We start from the raw sequence: 16,293 nt of genomic DNA, 5'->3' as shown, positions 1-16,293 counted from the left end.
GGGTGTCGGCGTTCGCGGCGGCGAGGGCGTATGCGGCGTTGCGGATCGGGGGGGTTCACTGCGGGGCCCCCGGGGCCGCCGGACGGGACGTACACCTCGGCCCGCGGCCGCGGTGTACGACGGGTTGAGCGTCATGGCGAGGCCCTACGCCGGCGCGAGGGACGACCATGTCGGGGCGGGGCCGAAGTGCTCGCGGCCCCGCCCCTCACCGCGCGCACCACGAAGTGCTCTATGTCGCCGGGAAGTTCAGCAGCGCGAGCGGTTCGGAGGTCGGTGTGCGCGAGCCGCCGGCCGGTTCGACCGTGACACCCATCCCCGTCGCCCGGCCCACCGGCCCGGCCATGAGCAGCGCCTCGGGGGACCCCGCCGAGTTCAGCAGTCCGGCCGGGCGCATCGTCCCGCCGTCGGCGAACCACAGTTGGTACACCTTTCCGCCGCCCGGTGCCGGCAGTCCGGACGCCAGGAACACGGCCTGGTCCCGCTCGCGCGAGACGGCCACCGTGCCGGTCGCCCCGTCGCCGAGCGCCGTGCTCATGGTCCGTACGTCGGGCGCCGTCAGGACCTCGGCGAACGCATCGGCCTGCTGCTGGACACGGCGGGCCGCGTCCCGTGCCTCGGTGCGGGCGTCCTCGGCGGCGCGCTGCTGCCAGACCGCGATGCCGCCGAACGCCGCGGCCGCCGCGAGGCACGCGGCGAGGACGAAGCGGGACCTGGCACGCCGCCCGGCCGTCCGGACCTTGCGGACCGGGGGCCGGATGCGGCCGGTCTCCGCGGCGCCGGCGACCTTCGGCGGTTCCTGGCGCACCGTCGCGATCCGCGCCAGCACCTGGGACTTCATTGCGGGCGGCGGCGTCTCGGTGACGGCGAGCCCCAGCCGTCCTGCCGTGGCGTCGAGCTCGCGCACTTCCTGCGCGCACGCCGGGCAGGCCTCCAGGTGCCGTTCGAACCGCGCGCGCTCACGGTCGCCGAGCGCGTTCAGGGCGTACGCGCCGGTCAGCGTGTGCAGTTCGGCATCCCGCCCCGCGCCTTTCGCTACGGCGCTCATGCGCTCACCCCCAGGCAGTCGCGCAAGCGGATCAGCCCGTCGCGCATACGGGTCTTCACGGTGCCCAGCGGCACCGCGAGCAGCTCCGCGACCTCGCGGTAGGCGAGTCCACGGTAGTAGGCGAGAGTCACGGACTGGCGCTGAAGCTCGGTCAGGGTGCGCAGGCAGCGGCGTACCTGCTCCCGTTCGAGCCGTGCCTCGACCTGCTCGACGACGTCGTCGAACGCGGGTGTCCCGCCGAGCCGGGCGGCCTTCTGTTCGCGCTCGGTGGCGGCCTGGACGGAGCGCACCCGGTCCACGGCGCGGCGGTGGGCGAGGGTGAGCGTCCAGGTCAGCGCGGACCCGCGGGACGGCTGGTAGCGCGCGGCGGTCCGCCAGAGCTCGACCAGCACCTCCTGCGTAACCTCCTCCGACTGCGCCGGATCGCGCAGCACGCTGCGCACGACGCCGAGTACGGGCCCGCAGACCGCGTCGTACACGCGCGAGAAGGCCTCCTGGTCGCCGCGCGCGACCCGGACGAGCAACTCGTCGAGCCCCGGCCCCGCCGGTGGTGCCCCTGTGATGCGTATGGCTTCCTTCACGCGCTCTCCCCTCGCCCCGTACTCACTTCCCCCTATACGGAGCCGGAGCGCGTTGTGACTGCTGTCGGGCCGAAGTCTTTACGCGTTTGTTCCCTGAATCCAGTCCGCACCGCGCGCAGCGTCAGGAACACCAGCAGTCCGATCGGTGACAGCAGGACGGTCAGCACCAGCAAGGGCCCCATCAGCAGCGGATGGAGACCGAGCCGGCGCGCTTCGCCGTACATCCACTGGCCGATCAGCAGATCCCAGGCGATGACCTGCGCCCAGATCGCACCCGCGCCGTCCGCGTGCGCGACCAGGTCCCGGAAGGTTTCGAGGTCGGGCTCGCGCACAGCGGTCCACAGCTCCGGGAAGACCGGGACGGCGAGGCCGAGATACACGAGCAGGATCGGTACGGCGGTCAGTGGGGACGCGGCGATCCGGGCGGTCCAGCGCCACCGCGGTGCGAAGATCATCAGCAGCCAGAACGGTGCCGCGAGCCAGAAGGACACCTCGAAGAGGACGGTGGTCATGCGGAGAACTCCCTTTCGGCCGTGGGCCCGGGCATCGGTACGGGGGCTCTGCGGAGGGACGCGTACACCGCGGCCGCGCCGCAGCCGAGGATCAGGGCCGCGGCGCCGAGCGTCGCCCCGCCCGGGTGGACGAGCGGCTCGCCGCGCAGCGCCTGCCAGGTGACCAGGGCGAGCACGGCGGCGTGGACGGCGGAGACGGTGAGCACGAGGCGCAGCCGTACGCGTTCGTCGCGCAGCCGCGTGAACCGCGGGGCGAGAGCCACGAGGAGGAGCAGGAACAGCGGGATCACCTGAAGGGCGTGCATGCCGACGAAGTGCGGGATGCGGAGGTCGCCGCCGGTCGCGGACCATCCGGTGAGCGGCATTCCCGGGCCGCCGTCCGGCACACCGACGCTGTGGGCACCGACGACCGTGGCGACTCCGGAGCCGTCGGCTGCTGCCTCCTGCTCCGGCGTGGGCTGCGTCATCAGGGCGCCGAGTGCCGCTCCGGCGACGGCGAGGACCGCGCCCAGCCTGATCGCCCAGGTGGTGGCGCGGTCGGCGATGCGGGCGCGGAAGAGGAGCAGGGCGATGACGAGGCCAGCGACCCAGAGCACGACGACGGTCAGCGCCATCGTGTCGTAGAGCAGTCCGTCGAACGGGGTCTCGTGGTTGAAGTGGCTGCGCTTCCCCCGGACGACCTGCGCCGTGATGATCACCATCTCGACCGCACTCGCCGCGACGACGACGGTGCCGGCCCACCAGCCGGGGCGTCGCAGGGACGGCCGGGCCCGGGCGAGCAGCGAGAGCATCCATGCGAACGTGAGCGCGTACGCCACGAACGACACGGCGAACTTGAAGGGCTTGGCCCAGATCGGGGCGCCTACGAGGACACGGTCGTCGACGACGAGACCGACCGCGGAGACGACGGCTAACAGGGCCATGGACGCCGAGAACGCGACCAGGGGCCGGTGCCAGGAACGCCAAGAGGGAACGGGCATGAGTACTCCCGGAGGAAATGGATAGTGGCACTCTCCGCTATCCGATAGCGGCACTATCTATGATGGGGGCGGGAGTTGGCAAGGAAGACAGGTGAACGCGCGGTGCGCATTGGCGAGTTGAGTCGCAGGACCGGGGTGCCGGTGCCGACGATCAAGTACTACGTACGGGAAGGGCTGCTTCCGGCAGGGGAGTTGAGCAGCCCGAACCAGGCGAGTTACGGCCCCGGGCACGAGCGCCGGCTACGGCTGATCCGGGCGCTGCTGGACGTGGGCGGGCTGTCGCTGGCCGCGATCGGTGAGGTGCTGGCGGCGGTCGACGACGAACAGCGGTCCCTGCACAAGGTGCTGGGCGCGGCGGCGGACCGGATCGTGCCGCGGTACGGCGGCGAGGACGACGAGGAGACGCACCTCGCCCGCGAAGAGGTGGCGCGGCTGATCGAGGCGCGCGGCTGGAAGGTGTCCGCGAAAGGCCCGGCCGGCGAAGCGCTCGCAGCCGCGCTGGCGGCGCTGGCGAGGGTGGGGCACGGGGCGTTCGTGGAGGTGCTGGACGACTACGCGGAGGCGGCCGAGCTGGCCGCCCGGGTGGATCTGGCGTACGTGGGGCGTCGCGTGGCCCGCGAGGACCTGGTCGAAAGTGTGGTCATCGGCACGGTGCTGGGCGACGCGATGCTCTCGGCCCTGCGCCGCCTGGCCCACGTGGACGCGTCCTCCCGCGCCTATGGTCCGGGCTGACCCCGTGGGCCGGGGCGGCCCGGTGGGCACGAAGCCCGCGCCGGCCCGGACCCGGAGGCCTGTGCGACCGGAGGACCAGGGTCTGTCCGGTGGATCATTCTGGAGGCCAGCAAGATCCACCGGACAGGCCCTACGCCTCCTGCTCGCGCTCCACCGTCGCGTTCCACTCGCGCTTGATCGCGCGCCAGGCCTCGTCCGACTTGCCCAGCCGCCAGTACCCCGAGATCGAGAGGCGCTCCAGCGGAATGCCGCGCTCGATGCGCAGGTGGCGTCGCAGCTCCTTCACCGCGCCCGCCTCGCCGTGCACGAACGCGTGCACGTCGCCCGCCGGGAAGGACAGCTCGCGGACCGCCGCGATCAGGGCCGCGCCGAACGGGCGGTCGCCGCGGTGCAGCCAGGTGACCGTGATGCCGTCCGGCGTGGCGATCTTCTGCTCGTCCTCGGGGCCGGACACCTCCACGAACGCGTGGACCACCGCGCCCACCGGCATCTGCTCCAGGGACGCCGCGATCGCGGGCAGCGCGCTCTCGTCGCCCACGAGCAGATGCCAGTCGGCCGTCGGGTCCGGTGCGTAGCCGCCGCCGGGACCGGTCATCCGCACCGTCTCGCCCGGCTGGACGCGGGCGGCCCACGGCCCTGCGAGGCCCTCGTCGCCGTGCACCACGAAGTCGATCACCAGCTCGCGGTGGACAGGATCCCAGGTCCGCACCGTGTAGGTGCGGTTGCTGGGCCACTGGTCGCGCGGCAGCTCCTCGCGGATGCGCGCCATGTCGAACGGCTCGGGGTAGGCCACGCCCGGGGCGGGGAAGACGATCTTGACGTAGTGGTCGGTCAGCCCGTTCGTCGCGAAGTCCGCCAGTCCGTCACCGCCCAGGACGAGCCGCACCATGTGCGGAGTGAGCCGCTCCGTGCGCAGGACCCGCGCCTCATGGATCTGCGGTGCCTTGCGGGCCGGTGTCTCTGCCACGGCGGTCTCCCCTGGACGTAGATGCTTAGGCTTGCCTAAGTTAACACCATCAGGGGGTGGGCTCCCCGGCCGCCAGCTCCACCTGCAGCCGGTGCACGGCGCGGCCGAGCCCCCATCGCACCGCCAGTTCCTCCAAGCGGGCCGGGTCGCGCGGCTCCTTCGGCAGGGCGGGATCGAAATCCGGCAGCGGTACGTCCCCGGCGACCCGCACGACCTTCGGCGCGACAGCCACATACGCACGCGACTCGTCCAGCCGCTTGCGCTGCGCCGGTGTCAGCTTCGACGCCGGGTCGTCGACGGCCGCCATGATCCCGGCCAGGTCCCCGTACGCGTCGAGCAGCTTCGCCGCCGTCTTCTCGCCGATGCCGGGCACCCCGGGCAGCCCGTCGCTGGGGTCCCCGCGCAGCAGCGCCAGATCGGCATAGCCCGGCCCGTCCACCCCGTACTTCTCGCGGAGGACGGCCTCGTCCGTGGCCTGCATCATGCCGACGCCCTTGAGGGGGTACAGCACACGGACACCCCGCGCGTCGTCCACGAGCTGGTAGAGGTCCCGGTCGCCGGTGACGATGTCCACCGGGCCCGCCGCGAGCCCGGTGAGCGTGCCGATCACGTCGTCCGCCTCGTACCCGGCGACGCCGACGCGGGCGATCCCGAACGCGTCCAGCACGTCCTCGATGACGGGGACCTGCGGGGAGAGCGTGTCCGGGATCTCCTCCTCGTCCGGACCCGTCTCCGTCTCCACCGCCACCCGGTGTGCCTTGTACGACGGGATCAGCTCCACCCGCCAGTGCGGCCGCCAGTCCGCGTCCATACAGGCCACGAGGTCGTCCGGGTGATGGTCCTGGACGAGCCTGGTGATGAATTCGAGCAGCCCGCGCACCGCGTTGACCGGGGTGCCGTCGGGCGCACGCACGGAGTCCGGGACCCCGAAGTAGGCGCGGAAGTACAGGGAGGCGGTGTCGAGGAGCATCAGGCGTCGCGTCACAGTCCGAATGATGCCGCACCTCACCGACAACAGCCCGGCTCACGGCGACCCCGCCCGTCACATGGCCATCAGGTGCCACCCGCGTGAACTGGATCACTCTTGCGTTTGGCCTCTGTGGACCCGGGCAGGCGCGACGCCGGAGCGGACCCCTTTGTGCCTTCAACCGGCACAAACCCGGGGAAGCGGGCCGAACCCGCCCGCTCCACGGCCCGCCGGCGGGGGATGCGGGCCGTTTTCGGTTCAACGCGTGAGGTGTATGTGTCCAGGCTGCAAGCCGAACACCTGTACAAGGTTTTCGGTAGACGACCCGATGAGGCGGTAGGCAAGCTCGAAAGCGGCGCCGGCCGCGACGAGCTCCGCGCCGACGGAACGACAGCAGCGGTGATCGACGCCTCGTTCGCCGTCGAGCCCGGTCAGATCTTCGTCGTCATGGGTCTCTCCGGCTCCGGAAAGTCCACGTTGCTGCGCATGCTCAACGGACTGCTGGAGCCGACCGCCGGCCGCGTCCTCTTCGACGGTCAGGACCTGACCGCCCTCAGCGCGCGCGACCTCCGCACCGTGCGCGCCCGCAAGATCAGCATGGTCTTCCAGCACTTCGCGCTGTTCCCGCACCGCAGCGTGCTGGAGAACGCCGGCTACGGCCTGGAGGTCCAGGGCGTCCCGCGTGCCGAGCGCGAGCGGCGTGCCGCGGAGGCACTGGAGCTGGTCGGGCTCGGCGGCTGGGAGAAGTCCTGGCCCGACGAGCTCTCCGGCGGAATGCAGCAGCGCGTCGGCCTCGCCCGCGCGCTCGCCACCGACGCCGATCTGCTGCTGATGGACGAGTCGTTCAGCGCGCTCGACCCGCTGATCCGCCGCGACATGCAGGATCAGCTCCTCGAACTGCAGAAGCGGCTCAAGAAGACCATCGTCTTCATCACCCACGACCTCAACGAGGCCATGCGCCTCGGCGACCGGATCGCGGTGATGCGGGACGGCAGGATCGTGCAGCTCGGCTCCGCCGAGGACATCCTGATCCGTCCCGCCAACGACTACGTGGCCTCGTTCATCCAGGACGTGGACCGCTCGCGCGTCCTGACGGCGGCGGCCGTGATGACCGCTGTCGAGGGCCCGCAGCGCTCCGACGCGGACGACTGCGAGTGCGAGACCGTCACCCCCGGCACCCTCGTCGCGGATCTGTGCGCCGTCAGCGCGCGCGTTCCGCACCCGGTGGCCGTCAAGGACGCCACGGGCAAGGTCGTCGGCGTCGTACCGCAGTCCCGGCTGATCGGTTTCGTCGGCGACGAGCCGGGTGAGCCCGTGCCGTGCGTCCCCGGCCCCCGCAAGGAGCCGAAGGCGGTGGCCGCCCATGCCTAGGCTTCACCTCGGCGACTGGGTGGACAGCGGTGTCGACTGGCTCCAGTCCCATCTCTCCTGGCTGTTCGACGCCATCAGCTCCCTCGTGACCGGTCTGTACGACGGCATCGACGCGGTGCTCTCCGCACCCGAGCCGCTGCTCTTCGCCGGCATCCTCGCCGTCGTCGCCTGGTGGCTGCGCGGTCTGCTCGCGGGCGGACTGGCCTTCGCCGGACTCGCCCTGATCGACTCCATCGAGCTGTGGGACGACGCCATGTCGACCCTCTCGCTGGTGCTCGTCGCCACGATCGTCACGCTGGTGATCGCGGTCCCGCTCGGCATCTGGGCGTCGCGGTCCAAGGCCGTCAGCGCCGTGACCCGGCCGGTCCTGGACTTCATGCAGACGATGCCGGCCATGGTCTATCTGATCCCCGGCATCATCTTCTTCGGCGTCGGTGTGGTCCCCGGCATCATCGCCACCATCGTCTTCGCGCTGCCTCCCGGCGTACGGATGACGGAGCTCGGCATCCGCCAGGTCGACAAGGAGCTGGTGGAGGCGGCCGAGGCCTTCGGTACGACCCCGCGCAACACGCTGATCCGCGTGCAGCTCCCGCTCGCCCTGCCCACGATCATGGCCGGTATCAACCAGGTCATCATGCTCGGTCTGTCCATGGTGGTCATCGCCGGCATGGTCGGCGGCGGCGGCCTCGGCGGCGCCGTCTACCGCGCCATCGGCAATGTCGACATCGGCCTCGGCTTCGAGGCCGGTATCTCCATCGTCATCCTGGCCATGTACCTGGACCGGATGACCGGTGCGCTGGGCCGTCAGGTCTCGCCGCTGGGCCGCCGTGCCCTGGCCAGGGCGAAGGCCGTCACCGGCGGACTGAAGATCTGGAACCACCGCCCCCAGCCCGTCGTCGCCATCGTGGGCGTTGTGATCCTCGCGCTCGTCGCGGGCGGCATGGGCGTGTTCGGCGGCGCCACGTCAGCCGACGCATCCGACGCCACGAACGTCGGCCGGGGCAAGAAGATCTCCCTGGGCTACATCCCCTGGGACGAGGGCATCGCCTCCACCTTCCTCTGGAAGGAACTGCTGGAGCGGCGCGGCTTCGAGGTCGACGCCAAGCAGTTGGAGGCCGGCTCGCTCTACACCGGTCTCGCCGGCGGTCAGATCGACTTCCAGACCGATTCCTGGCTGCCCGTCACCCACGCCCAGTACTGGTCGAAGTACCAGGACGACCTGGAGGACCTGGGCACCTGGTACGACCGCACGTCCCTGGAGCTGTCCGTGCCCTCGTACGTGCAGGGCATCGACTCCCTGGAGGACCTGAAGGGCAAGTCGGGCCAGTTCAAGGGCCGCATCATCGGCATCGAGCCGAGCGCCGGAATGATGGGCATCCTCAAGGACAAGGTCCTCAAGGAGTACGGCCTGGAGGGCGAGTACCAGGTCGTCGACGGCTCCACGCCCGGCATGCTCGCCGAGCTGAAGCGCGCGTACGACAAGAAGGAACCCGTCGTCACCACCCTGTGGTCGCCGCACTGGGCCTACAGCACGTACGACCTGAAGAAGCTCAAGGACCCGAAGGGCACCTGGGGCAAGGGCGACGGCGTGCACACCCTGGCCCGCAAGGGGTTCTCCGAGGAGAACCCGCAGGCCGGCGAGTGGCTCAAGAACTTCAAGATGACCGAGCAGCAGCTCACGGGCCTTGAGGCGAAGATCCAGGAGACCGGCAAGGGCAAGGAGCAGGACGCCGTGCGCGCCTGGCTCAAGGAGAACCCCGGCCTCGCAGCCAAGTGGACCCCGGTCGCCGAGGCCGGCAGGTCCGCGACCTCCCGGAGCGGGCCGGCACCGCAGTAGACCACCTGAATCCCCCCACCGGTGAGGGCCCCGTCACACTCTGTGGCGGGGTCCTCGCCGATGGGGGTACCCCCAGGCGCAGCTCCGGGGGAGTCAGTGACAACAGTGGGTTGTCGTGCCCGGAAGGTGCGTAAGGTACAGACAGGAGGGAGGGACCTCAGTCATGGGTGACAAGGAAACGCTCCGAGTCGGCTCCGCCGTCCGCCGACGGCGCAGGGCCCTGGATCTCACGCTCGCCGCCGTTGCCGAGCGCAGTGGCCTGTCCGTGCCCTTCCTCAGTCAGATCGAGAACGAGCGGGCACGCCCCAGCATGCGCTCCCTCCAGCGCGTCGCAGAAGCCCTGGAGACCTCCGGCGCCGAGCTGCTCGCCGCCGCGGACTCCGCGCGCGTCGTCGACGTCGTCCGCGCGGACGACGACACTCTCTCCCCGGGCCCGGGCGTACGCCCGCTCGTACGCGGCCATCACCAGCTCCACGCCGTCGAGTTCACCGGCGAGCCGGACGCGGCAGGCGAGTACCAGCACCGCAACGACGAGCTGATGTACGTCGCCGACGGCGCCGCCGAGGTCGAGGCCGAAGGCCGCGCGTACCGCCTGGAGAAGGGCGACAGCCTCTACATGACCGGGGGAGTGCGGCACCGCTGGCGCGCCACCCGGCCCGGCACCCGCCTCCTCGTCGTCGCAGTCGCCGACCACATCGAGGCCACCGGGCTGTGAAACGGGTCGTGTCGCTCGTGCCCTCGCTCACCGAGGCCGTCGCCGTCAGCGCCCCCGGGCTGCTGGCCGGTGTCACCGACTGGTGCACGCACCCCGCGGACCTCGGTGCCGTCCGTGTCGGAGGCACCAAGAACCCCGACATCGAGGCGGTCGTCGCGCTGCGGCCCGATCTCGTCGTCGCCAACGAGGAGGAGAACCGGGCTCCCGACCTCGCCGCGCTCCGTGCCGCGGGGCTCGACGTCCTCGTCACGGAAGTGCGCACCCTGCCACAGGCCTTCACCGAACTGGAGCGCGTCCTGCGTGCCTGTGGCGTGTCCAGGCCAGGCTGGCTCGACGACGCGGAAGATGCCTGGGCAGCGGTCGAAGCGGGCGAGCCGCGGCGTGCGGTCGTGCCCGTCTGGCGGCGGCCCTGGATGGTCCTCGGCCGTGACACCTTCGCCGGCGACCTCCTCGCCCGCCTCGGCATCGACAACGTCTACGCCACGCACCCGGAGCGCTATCCGCGCATCCCAGTGGACGAGCTGAACTCCGCGGGCGCCGACGTCGTCGTGCTGCCCGACGAGCCCTACCGCTTCACCCGCGACGACGGCCCCGAGGCGTTCCCCGGGCTGCCCGCCGCCCTCGTCGACGGCCGCATGCTCACCTGGTACGGGCCGTCGCTGGCAGCGGCCCCCGCGGCGCTTGGAGCAGCTCTCCGCTGAGCAGCCCGCGCAGCGTACGGGCACCGGCCACCGCCCAGGCCGCCAGCAGGAGCACGTACAGCGCCACGGCCAGCCATTCCAGGGCGGCCACGCCGGTGTGCCGGGCCAGGCCCGCCGCGCCCGTGACACAGGTGCCGACAGGGAAGGTGAACGCCCACCACGTCAGTGCGAACGGCATTCCCCGGCGGGCGGCGCGCACCACCATGACCCCGGCCAGCGCCAGCCACAGCAGCGCGAAACCCATCACGGGAACGCCGTAGACGACCGCGAAGACCCCGAGCCCACCCGCGTACGGGCTCCCGATCGCGGCCGGCGCCACATCGGCCAGCTTGTTCACCGCGGTGGTGGACTGGCCCAGCGGGCCGAGGACCAGGAACAGCGCCGGCGTCAGGGCGAGCGGCAGCGGTCCGTTGTGGACGAGCCGCGCGAACACCAGCGGCAACATCAGCAGCACCGCCAGCAGACTCAGCCCGAACATCGCGTAGCAGCCCAGCAGCATCGTCTCCCGCCACTGACCGGCCGGCAGATGCGGCACCAGCAGCGGACCCTGCGTCGCCGCCACCATCGGGGCCACCACCGGGAGCAGCCACACGGGGGAGGCCGTGCCGGGGGCCACCTTCTGGTGCGTGATCATCAGATACGGGATCGCCACCGCGGCCGCGAGACCGGTGAACGTGCCCACGCCGAACAGCGCCGCGCCCGTCACCACGGCCTCCCGCTCCCCGACGACACCGCCGCCGACCGAGAGAGTGCCGATACCGACCGCGAGCAGCGCCATCGACAGACAGCCGTAGAAAGGTGCGACCGCCGGGTCGAGGAGGTGGGCGCGGGCCTGGTCCCGGTGGTGGAGCCAGTGCCCGGCACGCGCCGCCAGCAGCGCCGCCAGCATGAGTGCCGACAACGCCCACACGGCCGTGCACGCGGCCCGCAGGCCCGGAAGCTGCACCGGCAGGGCCGCACCCGCGTTCGCGACGATCGCCGTGCCCATGACCGTGGCGTACCAGTTCGGTCCGAGATGGCGGAGCGAACCGGTGCGCAGGACCGGGGCGAACGGGGTGCGGGGATGGGCGACGGTGACCATGTCCTCACTCTCCGGCCCTGCCGGGGCTCCCACCAGGGACCTCTCTCCTATGGCCTCATAAGCTGGATTTATGAGCGAAGAAGAACGAGGGCCGATCGCCCACCGGGTGCCCGACCTGGCCGCCCTGGAGCTGCTGCTCGCCGTCGCCCGGCACGGCAGCCTGGGGCGTGCGGCCCGCGAGCTGGGCATCACCCAGCCCGCCGCGAGCAGCCGAATCCGGTCCATGGAACGGCAGCTCGGCGTCGCCCTCGTGGACCGCTCGCCGCGCGGCTCCCGGCTCACCGAGGCGGGCGCCCTCGTCACGGACTGGGCGCGGCGGATCGTGGAGGCGGCCGAGGCGTTCGACGCGGGTGCCCAGGCGCTGCGGGGGCGCAGGGACTCGCGGCTGCGGGTGGCGGCGAGCATGACCATCGCGGAGTATCTGCTCCCCGGCTGGCTCATCGCCCTGCGCCAGGAGCGCCCCGGCACTGCCGTCTCCCTGCTCGCCGGCAACTCGGCGGCGGTCGCCGAACGACTCCTGCGGGACGAGGCCGACCTCGGCTTCGTCGAGGGCCTCGCCGTGCCGGAGGGACTCGACGGCGCGGTCATCGGCCACGACCGGCTGATCGTGGTGGCCGCCGCCCGCCACCCCTGGGCGCGCCGCCGTGCCCCGCTGCCGCCCGAGGAGCTGGCCGCGACCTCCCTCGTACTGCGTGAACGCGGCTCGGGCACGCGTCAGGTCCTCGACTCGGCCCTCGCCGACTACGGCGGCCTCGCCGAGCCACTGCTCGAACTCGCCTCCACCACCGCGGTGAAGGCGGCGGCGGTCAGCGGCGCCGGGCCCGCGGTCCTCAGCGAACTCGCCGTCACCGAGGAACTGGCCTCCCGCCGGCTGGTCCGCATCCCCCTCGAAACCGTCCAGCTCCACCGTGATCTGCGCGCGGTCTGGCCCCACGGCCACCGGCCCACGGGCCCGGCACGCGACCTGCTCGCGCTCACACGCCGGGCTGCCCCGGCACAGCCGTCGGCCGGGGGAAGGGAATGAGAGCGAGCGGCTCGGCCGGTCACCCCGGCGCGGCGCTGAGCACCGCCCCGGTGACGGACAGGTCGCCGCCGAACTGCGCGACCTGCGTAGCGGTCACGTCCGCGAGGGCAAGGGTGCGGACGGGAACGGCGGGCTGCGACAGCCACTGCGGCAGGGCATCGGGGGTGACGGTGACACGGCGGTCCTCGGGGAGCGGGGCGCCGCCCAGGCCCACGACCGTGCCGGACAGCCGCAGCGTGTACAGCGTCACCACCCCCTTGCCCGCGGTCCTGACCGTGGAGGTGGTCCCGGGCCTGGCCCGCAGACGTGTCACCACGGGGCCGTGGCCCGCTGTCACGTCGAGATCGCCGATGTCCAGCGACCGCGCCGTGAACTTGAGTACCCGCTTGGGCCCGGTCGCGGTCCGTACGGTGACGACGCCGTGGAAGGCGCTCTCGTGCAGCACAAGCCTGTCGGCGCGCAGTTGCCAGGGGAATCCGGACGGAAGGGCCGGCGTCCGGTCGACCGGGGCGCCCCTTCCGGCTGGCGCCTTGGCGTCATGCATGCCGGCGGCGGACCCGTGGACACCGGCGGCGGTGAGCAGTGCGTCCGGGGCCGTCAGGGCGCCGAGAATCAGCGCCACGGGCAGGGCGGCCACGGCCCCCGCAGCCACGACACCGCCGTCAGTTCTCACCCTGGTCCCCACCCGTCGGGGCGGTGACGGACGACGCACGGTTCATGGCCGGCCGCGGCTCGGCGGTGGCCGGGGGCGGAACCCAGGCACAGGCCAGCGCACCGCCGATCAGGCCGGAGAACAGCCCGAGGAAGAGACCGCCGAAGTTGGACACGGGAAACGAGACGAGGGCGAGCAGCATGACCGCGATCCCGGCGAACACGCGCACCTGGTGGTGGAACCAGAGGGTGAATCCCAGGACCACGAGCAGCACCCCGATGAGCAGGGACCCGGCACCGGCCGTGGTGGACAGAGCCAGCGGGATGCCGCTCAGGCTCAGATGCACATACGGGAAGTAGACGATGGGCAGACCGGCTGCGACCGTGAACAGGCCCGCCCAGAAGGGACGTTCGCCCCGCCACGTCCTGAATCCGAGACGGGCGCCGACGGCGGTGATACGCAGGCTCGGGCGTCTGCCGAGGAGTTCGAGGAGCACGTGCGCTCTCCAAGCTGACGAGAGGGCGGGGGCGTACGGTGTGCGGGCGCCACGGCGGGTACCGCGTTCCGAACGGTCAGAAGCACTCGTGACGGCCCTCCTTGAGCCGCACACCGAGGTCGGGGATGTTGAACGTGGCGGCCGAGACCGCGACCGCGGTCACCTCCACATCGGTCAGGGTCGCCGACACCGCCTGCTGGGCGACGCCGTCCGGATCGAAGAACCGCGAGTCCCGGTCGTCCGGATTGATCGGCCCCTTGGTGACCGAGCCGGCAGCGACACCGATGTCGACGTCCTGGAGATTCGCCTGGCCGATCAACGCCGACGTCGCGTCGAGGAACAGGTGCCTCGCCTCGGCCTGCTCCCGCTCGCCACCGGTGAGTCTGAGCGTGTAGGGGCCCAGGGTCGGCACGTCGACCACCACCGACTGGCACAGTCCCCGGATCTTCGCATTCCGGACCCCGGTGACCACGACCGGCACGAGTTCGCCCTTCCTGGTCACGTCCACCGTGCCGTAGATGGTCAGACCTTGGGCCGCCAGGCGGTCGACGGCGACCTGGAACCTCCGGCCGGAGATCAGGAACGAGGCGGCGAGTGCTCCCTGAGCCATGGTGATTCCGAGAGCCGTTGCGGCCGCGACGCCGGGCATCAGGATGGCAGCGAAGCGCCTCCAGCTGGTCCTGCCGCGGCCGTGCGACATCCCATCTCCTCCGGTCGTGAGAGACGTCCTCTGCCTGGTGACGGATCCCAGGCTTCGGCATCCGGCAGCCGACGGCACGTCAGGCCGGTCAGACGGGTGATGCACATTTCCGCGGGGCTCCCGGGTGCCGCGCGCGGATTCCTGGCGGCCCGGCGTGTGGATTGCGCTGCACGCAGCCGGCCGTCGCAGAGATCTGATCTGAGTCTTAGGCCCTGTCCGGGCGATCTTCGAGGAACAGGCCGCGGCGTCGGATGCATGGGGTCTCCCCAGGCCCGGAGGGCCGAGGGGACGCATCGCAAGGCGGTGGGGGCACCTCCCAGCGGTAGCTGGGGGAGTGCCGTAGCTGGGGGTACCTCCCAGGCGAAGCTCTGGGGGAGCGTCGCGGGCCCGACAAGATCGCCCGGACAGGGCCTAGACGGCGCGCTCCGTCAGCACGCCGTCCTTCTCCTCGTACACGGAGCCGGACTGCGGGCACTCCCACACGCCCGGCTCGCCCTCGCGCTCGGTCAGGCGGACGCCGGACCGGCCGACCCAGCCGATCTGCCGGGCGGGAACGCCGACGACGAGGGCGAAGTCCGGGACGTCCTTGGTGACGACCGCGCCCGCGGCGACCATCGCCCAGCGGCCGATACGGACCGGCGCGACGCACACCGAGCGCGCGCCGATCGAGGCACCGTCGGCGATCTTCACACCGACGGCCTCCCAGTCGCCGCCGCGCTTCTGCTTGCCCTCGGGGTCCACGGAGCGCGGGTACTGGTCGTTGGTGAGGACCACGGCAGGACCGATGAACACACCGTCACCGAGTTCGGCCGGCTCGTAGACCAGCGCGTAGTTCTGCAGCTTGCAGTTGTCGCCCATCTGCACGCCCGTACCGACGTACGCACCACGGCCGATCACGCAGCCCTCACCGAGGCGGGCGCCTTCGCGGATCTGGGCGAGCTCCCACACGCTGCTGCCGGCGCCGATCTCGGCGGTCTCGTCGACCTGGGCGGTGGGCTGGACCCTGTAGTTCACTTCTCTGCCTTCCGGTGTCTGGCTTCGCCCGTGAGCATACGGGGCCGGTCTCAGCGATGGCGGCGCTCCCGCCGGGCCTGCACGAGCTGGCCTGCGAAGACCAGGGTCAGCAGGGAGACCAGCACCGAGCGGAGCACCCCGACGTCCGGGGACCACCAGGAGTGGATCGCGGCCGAGCCGAAGAACAGGACGGCCAGGGTCCGCAGCAGCCACCAGCGCTTGCGTCGCGGGGGCGGGCGCTCGCCCGGGGAGGGCGCGAGGAGGCGGTCCGGGTCCTCCGCCATCGTGTCCCGCATGCCTGCGAGGAGACCGCGCCGCTCCAGCAGCCGGGCGCCCGGCACGTCCTCGAGGACATCGGGCCGCTCACCGAAGCCGTCCGGGAGCGGCGGGAGGCCGAGGGCGGCGACGAGCTCCTCCTGGCGGCGGGCGGGGGCGTCCGAGGAGCGCAGCAGACTGGTGAGCGGGCGCGGGTCGGGAAGGCCGTAGACCCGGGCGAGTGCGCTCGCGGTGGCGGCCGCGGTGGTGTGGTCGCCGACCGGGGCGGCCGGGTCCCAGGCGTGGGCGGCGATCTCCTTGCCCTTGTGGAGCAGCGTGAACCCGGCACGGTCGCCGATCCGGCGCAGCACCAGCGTGGGCCACTTCTCGCCGGTGGTGAAGGTGTCCGCGGCCCCGGTCAGCCGGTCCCCGCCGCCGATCAGCGCGGCCCGCCTGCCCGGTGACTCGTCGGGGGCGAGCGCCACGAAGCTCGCGGAGTCGCCCGCCGGGGCGATACGCAGCGGCACCCCGCACATCAGGGCTGCCTCGGCGACCTTCGACGGCGCCTCCTCGTGGCGGGTGTTCGGTCAGCTCGTGCTCCCCCTGTCGCGGGGCGGGCTCTCGACGATCGCGGTCTTCTCCGCCCTCCAGGCGTGGACCGGC

At 72.0% G+C, this 16,293-nt stretch carries 18 protein-coding genes and 1 pseudogene; 7 read left to right on the top strand and 12 right to left on the bottom strand.

What is annotated here, in order from left to right:
* Nucleotides 1-229: 229 nt before the first annotated feature.
* From ACWGI8_RS22740 to ACWGI8_RS22725, 4 genes are read right to left on the bottom strand one after another with little or no spacing between them, the layout of a single operon-like run.
* Nucleotides 230-1,045, bottom strand: a complete 816-nt coding sequence (locus ACWGI8_RS22740) for an anti-sigma factor (protein ID WP_453663426.1) — start codon at nucleotides 1,043-1,045, stop codon at nucleotides 230-232.
* Nucleotides 1,042-1,626: a sigma-70 family RNA polymerase sigma factor gene (locus ACWGI8_RS22735; protein WP_453663424.1), complete on the bottom strand. Its 585-nt coding sequence runs from the start codon at nucleotides 1,624-1,626 to the stop codon at nucleotides 1,042-1,044. The genes ACWGI8_RS22740 and ACWGI8_RS22735 overlap by 4 nt, the downstream gene beginning before the upstream one ends.
* Before the next feature lie 32 nt (nucleotides 1,627-1,658).
* The gene (locus tag ACWGI8_RS22730; protein WP_453663423.1) at nucleotides 1,659-2,138 is read right to left on the bottom strand and encodes an ABA4-like family protein; all 480 of its coding nucleotides are present in this window, start codon (nucleotides 2,136-2,138) and stop codon (nucleotides 1,659-1,661) included.
* On the bottom strand, nucleotides 2,135-3,118 hold the full coding sequence (locus tag ACWGI8_RS22725) for a hypothetical protein (RefSeq protein WP_453663421.1): 984 nt from the start codon (nucleotides 3,116-3,118) through the stop codon (nucleotides 2,135-2,137). Before ACWGI8_RS22725 ends, ACWGI8_RS22730 begins: the two co-directional genes overlap by 4 nt.
* Nucleotides 3,119-3,220: 102 nt before the next feature.
* Here ACWGI8_RS22725 and ACWGI8_RS22720 point away from each other — a divergent pair, with 102 nt between their 5' ends.
* A complete protein-coding gene (locus ACWGI8_RS22720; protein ID WP_453663420.1) occupies nucleotides 3,221-3,850 on the top strand; it encodes a MerR family transcriptional regulator in 630 nt (209 codons plus the stop codon).
* Nucleotides 3,851-3,980: 130 nt separating this feature from the next.
* On the opposite strand, the gene ACWGI8_RS22715 is transcribed toward ACWGI8_RS22720, so the two are convergent.
* Nucleotides 3,981-4,817 (bottom strand): siderophore-interacting protein, encoded by an 837-nt coding sequence (locus ACWGI8_RS22715; RefSeq protein WP_453663419.1) that lies wholly within the window; start codon nucleotides 4,815-4,817, stop codon nucleotides 3,981-3,983.
* Nucleotides 4,818-4,866: 49 nt separating this feature from the next.
* Entirely contained in the window at nucleotides 4,867-5,787 is a 921-nt protein-coding gene (locus ACWGI8_RS22710; RefSeq protein WP_453663432.1) for a 5'-3' exonuclease, read from the bottom strand.
* A 237-nt stretch (nucleotides 5,788-6,024) separates the two neighbouring features.
* Here ACWGI8_RS22710 and ACWGI8_RS22705 point away from each other — a divergent pair, with 237 nt between their 5' ends.
* The 4 genes from ACWGI8_RS22705 to ACWGI8_RS22690 all read left to right on the top strand — a co-directional run bounded on the left by ACWGI8_RS22705 (nucleotide 6,025) and on the right by ACWGI8_RS22690 (nucleotide 10,408).
* On the top strand, nucleotides 6,025-7,155 hold the full coding sequence (locus tag ACWGI8_RS22705; RefSeq protein WP_453663430.1) for a quaternary amine ABC transporter ATP-binding protein: 1,131 nt from the start codon (nucleotides 6,025-6,027) through the stop codon (nucleotides 7,153-7,155).
* Complete coding sequence (locus tag ACWGI8_RS22700; protein WP_453663417.1) at nucleotides 7,148-8,992, top strand: ABC transporter permease/substrate binding protein; 1,845 nt, start codon at nucleotides 7,148-7,150, stop codon at nucleotides 8,990-8,992. The genes ACWGI8_RS22705 and ACWGI8_RS22700 overlap by 8 nt, the downstream gene beginning before the upstream one ends.
* A 163-nt stretch (nucleotides 8,993-9,155) precedes the next feature.
* Nucleotides 9,156-9,707: a helix-turn-helix domain-containing protein gene (locus ACWGI8_RS22695; protein ID WP_453663415.1), complete on the top strand. Its 552-nt coding sequence runs from the start codon at nucleotides 9,156-9,158 to the stop codon at nucleotides 9,705-9,707.
* Nucleotides 9,704-10,408, top strand: coding sequence for a helical backbone metal receptor (locus ACWGI8_RS22690; protein ID WP_453663414.1), 705 nt, complete (start codon nucleotides 9,704-9,706; stop codon nucleotides 10,406-10,408). The genes ACWGI8_RS22695 and ACWGI8_RS22690 overlap by 4 nt, the downstream gene beginning before the upstream one ends.
* On the opposite strand, the gene ACWGI8_RS22685 is transcribed toward ACWGI8_RS22690, so the two are convergent.
* The gene (locus tag ACWGI8_RS22685; RefSeq protein ID WP_453663428.1) at nucleotides 10,347-11,489 is read right to left on the bottom strand and encodes a TDT family transporter; all 1,143 of its coding nucleotides are present in this window, start codon (nucleotides 11,487-11,489) and stop codon (nucleotides 10,347-10,349) included. The two genes, ACWGI8_RS22690 and ACWGI8_RS22685, sit on opposite strands and share 62 nt — an antisense overlap.
* 70 nt (nucleotides 11,490-11,559) lie before the next feature.
* Between ACWGI8_RS22685 and ACWGI8_RS22680 the strand changes: the two genes are divergently transcribed.
* Nucleotides 11,560-12,513, top strand: coding sequence for a LysR family transcriptional regulator (locus ACWGI8_RS22680; RefSeq protein ID WP_453663412.1), 954 nt, complete (start codon nucleotides 11,560-11,562; stop codon nucleotides 12,511-12,513).
* A 19-nt stretch (nucleotides 12,514-12,532) separates the two neighbouring features.
* Here ACWGI8_RS22680 and ACWGI8_RS22675 read toward each other — a convergent pair whose 3' ends face one another.
* From ACWGI8_RS22675 to ACWGI8_RS22655, 5 genes are all read right to left on the bottom strand, one after another.
* Nucleotides 12,533-13,186 (bottom strand): hypothetical protein, encoded by a 654-nt coding sequence (locus ACWGI8_RS22675; protein ID WP_453663410.1) that lies wholly within the window; start codon nucleotides 13,184-13,186, stop codon nucleotides 12,533-12,535.
* Nucleotides 13,176-13,661: a DUF6114 domain-containing protein gene (locus ACWGI8_RS22670; protein ID WP_453663408.1), complete on the bottom strand. Its 486-nt coding sequence runs from the start codon at nucleotides 13,659-13,661 to the stop codon at nucleotides 13,176-13,178. The genes ACWGI8_RS22675 and ACWGI8_RS22670 overlap by 11 nt, the downstream gene beginning before the upstream one ends.
* 76 nt (nucleotides 13,662-13,737) lie before the next feature.
* Nucleotides 13,738-14,361, bottom strand: a complete 624-nt coding sequence (locus ACWGI8_RS22665; RefSeq protein ID WP_453663407.1) for a DUF6230 family protein — start codon at nucleotides 14,359-14,361, stop codon at nucleotides 13,738-13,740.
* A gap of 411 nt (nucleotides 14,362-14,772) precedes the next feature.
* Nucleotides 14,773-15,375, bottom strand: a complete 603-nt coding sequence (locus ACWGI8_RS22660; RefSeq protein ID WP_453663405.1) for an acyltransferase — start codon at nucleotides 15,373-15,375, stop codon at nucleotides 14,773-14,775.
* Between the two features lie 50 nt (nucleotides 15,376-15,425).
* Nucleotides 15,426-16,157, bottom strand: coding sequence for a hypothetical protein (locus ACWGI8_RS22655; protein ID WP_453663433.1), 732 nt, complete (start codon nucleotides 16,155-16,157; stop codon nucleotides 15,426-15,428).
* 22 nt (nucleotides 16,158-16,179) lie between these two features.
* On the opposite strand from ACWGI8_RS22655, the pseudogene ACWGI8_RS22650 reads away from it, so the two are divergent.
* Nucleotides 16,180-16,293: pseudogene (locus ACWGI8_RS22650) on the top strand (carbohydrate ABC transporter permease); the annotation flags it as partial.

It is taken from the genome of Streptomyces sp. NPDC054841 (assembly GCF_053611045.1).
The sequence above is the reverse complement of the archived record's forward strand: the minus strand, read 5'-3'. Positions and strand labels throughout refer to the sequence as shown.